3 protein-coding genes are annotated in these 3,410 nt (G+C 65.1%); 1 reads left to right on the forward strand and 2 read right to left on the reverse strand.

The window, feature by feature from the left end:
* Positions 1 to 259: 259 nt before the first annotated feature.
* On the forward strand, positions 260 to 1,552 hold the full coding sequence (locus MJD61_20225) for a hypothetical protein (protein MCG8557590.1): 1,293 nt from the start codon (positions 260 to 262) through the stop codon (positions 1,550 to 1,552).
* Positions 1,553 to 1,904: 352 nt separating this feature from the next.
* Here the strand turns inward: MJD61_20225 and MJD61_20230 are convergent, their stop codons facing one another.
* Together MJD61_20230 and MJD61_20235 are read right to left on the reverse strand one after the other, a co-directional pair.
* A complete protein-coding gene (locus MJD61_20230; GenBank protein MCG8557591.1) occupies positions 1,905 to 2,564 on the reverse strand; it encodes a hypothetical protein in 660 nt (219 codons plus the stop codon).
* Between the two features lie 99 nt (positions 2,565 to 2,663).
* Positions 2,664 to 3,254, reverse strand: coding sequence for a DNA-3-methyladenine glycosylase I (locus MJD61_20235; protein MCG8557592.1), 591 nt, complete (start codon positions 3,252 to 3,254; stop codon positions 2,664 to 2,666).
* Between the last annotated feature and the right edge of the window lie 156 nt (positions 3,255 to 3,410).

Here is a 3,410-nt window from a genome sequence, read left to right on the forward strand (position 1 = left end):
AGCCTGAGCTTCGAGGTGCTTGGAGTTTGGGGGGAGGCCACGCCGCTCGCTCACTGCAGGTTATGCTGTATAGATGCCAGCCAGGCTAGATCCAGCTCAGGCCGCTCCGGCGAACCGCTGCAGCGGCTGCGTGAGCTCGCGGTCTGGAGCTAGAAAATCGAGTGATCTCAAATGGCTCGAGCAGAAGCTCGGGGTGGGTCGCTAGACCATGCTGGCGGTGCTAAGATTACACGGCCCACCTGCGGAGTGTCAGGCGTCCATGGACAGCAACCGCTGGCACAGCTCGGCGAGGATGCGCGGCGTGTGCCTGCTCAGGCACACGTGCGGGGCCGCGACCCTGCTGGTGGTCCTTGTGGCGTCTGGATGCATCGAGAACGCCGGGTTCGTGCTTGGTCCGGGCGCGGCCGGGCAACCCGCGCACGGGTCCGGCAGGCCGCAGATCCAGTCCCCCGCAGTCGGTTTTCGGATCCTGCCGGGACCGGGACTGCGGGTTGCTGGCGCGCAGCAGTTCACGGTCGAAGGCCCGGCGCCGGAGGCGACGCACTGGGGTGTTTCCCGTAGTTGGACGCCCTACGATGGCGCGCTGGGCGGCGCCGACCTGGCCGTGGCTAGCGCGGTGGGTGCCAGCGTGAGCTTTTCGCTATCCGCCATGCCGGCGGCGGCTACCTCGTATACGGTGACGGCCAGCGACGGCACCCTGAGCGACAGCGTCACGTTCCAGGTGGTTGAACCGGCAACCGTGAGCCCGATCCGGTTTGCGAGCCCGGGCTCGGTGCCTATCTGGGTGCACGTCGTCGTGCCGCAGTCACTCGATCCCGCCACGCACCTGCTGGTCGCGCTGCACGACGACGGCCGGCGAGGGGGCGATTATTGCCTTGACTGGCTAGACTGGGCAGGGTCGCAGAACTACGCCATCGTGTGTCCCGAGTTCGACGAGGCAACATGGCCCAGTCGTAGGGCTTACCACCTCGGCAACGTGTTCACGGGTAGCGATGGCGCCGGGATGGTGCATCCGCAGGAGCGCTGGGCGTTTACCGTGGTCGAGAATCTGCTTGACCACGTTCGGCGCAGTTTGGCGCTTACCGATGCGCGCTTCGACGCGTGGGGACATGGCGCTGGAGCGCAGTTCGCTCATCGGATGGTCCTGTTTCGTTCCAACATGCCGGTGCGCTACGTGATCGCATCTGGCGCGGGCTGGTACACCACGGCCGACCTGGATCTGGACTTTCCTTACGGGCTCAGGCACCTGGACCCCGGGCTGAGCTTCTCGCACCAGGACCTGCTCGACTATACGAACCAGCATCTGGTGCTGGTGCGCGGCGAGCTTGACAACGGGCAGCCACCCGACCTCCGGGTCTCGGGTCCCGCCAACCAGCAGGGGCTCAGCCGCTTCGAGCGGGCCGAGCACATGCTGCGCACGGGCGAGCTGGCCAATCCGAACCTCAACTGGCTCATGGCCACGGTGTGGGGCGTCGGCTATGACCGCGCGGTCATGAGCTACGTGGCCCAAGAGCTCCTGGCGAATCAGCTCGTTGCGCTGCCGTTCCATTAGCCCGAAACTTGCGTTTCCGGCTAGCGCTCGCTACGCGAGCCTGGCGGCTTCGAGGCTTCTTTTTTTCGAGGACGAGAGGGTGCCTGCCGCGCCTGCGGCGCCACCGGGTTTCTGTCCAGGATCGTGCCAGGCCGAGCGCGCCCGCAGGATCGGAGCGAAGGAATAGCAGCGCTATTTCGAGCTTCGCTCCGAGGACGAAAGGGTGCCTGTCGCGCCTGCGGCGCCACCGGGTTTCTGTCCAGGATCGTGCCAGGCCGAGCGCGCCCGCAGGATCGGAGCGAAGGAATAGCAGCGCTATTTCGAGCTTCGCTCCGAGGACGAAAGCCGGCCTGGCGCGATCCTGGACAGAAACCTAGTTCATGCCGAATGCTACGCCGACATCGAGCACAACCTGACCAATGCCTACCTGCACGTCTCCCGGCCAGATTTGGTGATCTTGGGAAAAGGAATGCAGGCTGTAGCCCAGCTCGGCCAAGAGAAACACCGAGCGCTCTGCGGCGTACTGTATTCCGACCAGCACCCCGATATGCAGCCCGAACGCGTCCTCGAGCCAGGCATTCCAGGATTCGTCCATCTGGTCCCTGCCGATGCCCAAGGGTAGTGCCGCGTACAAGTCGACCCGGCGGTTCGCGGCAACGCGCACGCGTGGCACGAAGCTCAGCGCGATGATCGCGTTGCGGTTCCACCCGACGTCCGAGGCACGATCCGCGTTCCACCGCAACAACGACAGCTGCCCCCCCAACGACAAATGGCGGCCCTGGGGAAACTGCAGCTCCACCGCGAGCCCGTAGCTCGGGTCGAGATCCCAACGTGCGCGATCGCCGAACTCCAGCGGGTCGGGAAACCCTGGGCCAGTGCCGTCGAACTCCACCTCACCGGATAGGCCCGTCAGGAGCTTCAGGCCCAGCACAGGCGGGCGCGCTCGCGGGCGACGAGCTCGTCGCTGCGCCTGGGCAGCGCTTGTAAGTACCATGCACAGCACCGCGCAAACTGCCATCGTTTTCCGGAGCATCGTCGACACCTCAGCCTGCAAGGGAATTCGGCAGCGTGCGGCCCGCCAGAGCCCTCAGGACGCAGCCTACAGGCCGGCCATGCCAGGTAGCAAGGCACGCTACGGGGCAAGACGTGCGATCGGTTTGCGTCGAAAGCAGCCTAGCGTGTGGTCGTTGACGACACCGGCTGCCTGCAGGAAGGCGTACACGATCGTCGAGCCCACGAAGGAAAAGCCTCGCCGCTTCAAATCGGTGGACACGGTGTCCGAAAGCGCAGTGCGCGCCGGGATGTCGGCGAGCTTGCGGTAGCGGTTGTGGATTGGCTTGCCGTCGACGAAGCCCCAGATGTAGGCGTCGAAAGAGCCGAATTCCGCCTGCACCTTCAGGAACGCACGCGCGTTGTTCACGTGGGACTCGATCTTGAGACGATTGCGCACTATCCCTGCATTGGCCAGCAAGCGCTGCTTGTCACGCGCGCCGAATCGGGCGACCCGGTTGGGGTCGAAGCCGCGCAGCGCCTTGCGGTACGCCTCGCGTTTCTTGAGGATCGTCAGCCACGACAGGCCCGCCTGCGCTCCGTCCAGGATCAGCTTTTCGAACCAGTGCCGATCGTCGTGCACCGGGACACCCCATTCCTCGTCGTGATAGCGCACCAGCAACGGGTCAGTCTCGGCCCATGCGCATCGCTGATGCGCGGCGTCGCTATCCATTGTTTCGTTTGGGCACAAAATCCGTGTAGCACGCCTAAGGGCCCGCGGAAGAATAACTCGTCTGTATCGCCGAGGGCCGGGCGCCGTTGGCAAGGCGCAACGACGAGGAATATTGGGGATATTTCGAGGAGGCGCAACATAGCCAGCGGTGGTCGG

The organism is Pseudomonadota bacterium, assembly GCA_022361155.1.
Classification (GTDB): domain Bacteria; phylum Myxococcota_A; class Polyangia; order Polyangiales; family JAKSBK01; genus JAKSBK01.

Excerpts from the sequence above, each read along its gene's own strand:
- MJD61_20225 (MCG8557590.1), top strand. The coding sequence starts at position 260 with ATGGACAGCAACCGCTGGCACAGCTCGGCGAGGATGCGCGGCGTGTGC.
- MJD61_20230 (MCG8557591.1), bottom strand. The coding sequence starts at position 2,564 with ATGCTCCGGAAAACGATGGCAGTTTGCGCGGTGCTGTGCATGGTACTT.
- MJD61_20235 (MCG8557592.1), bottom strand. The coding sequence starts at position 3,254 with ATGGATAGCGACGCCGCGCATCAGCGATGCGCATGGGCCGAGACTGAC.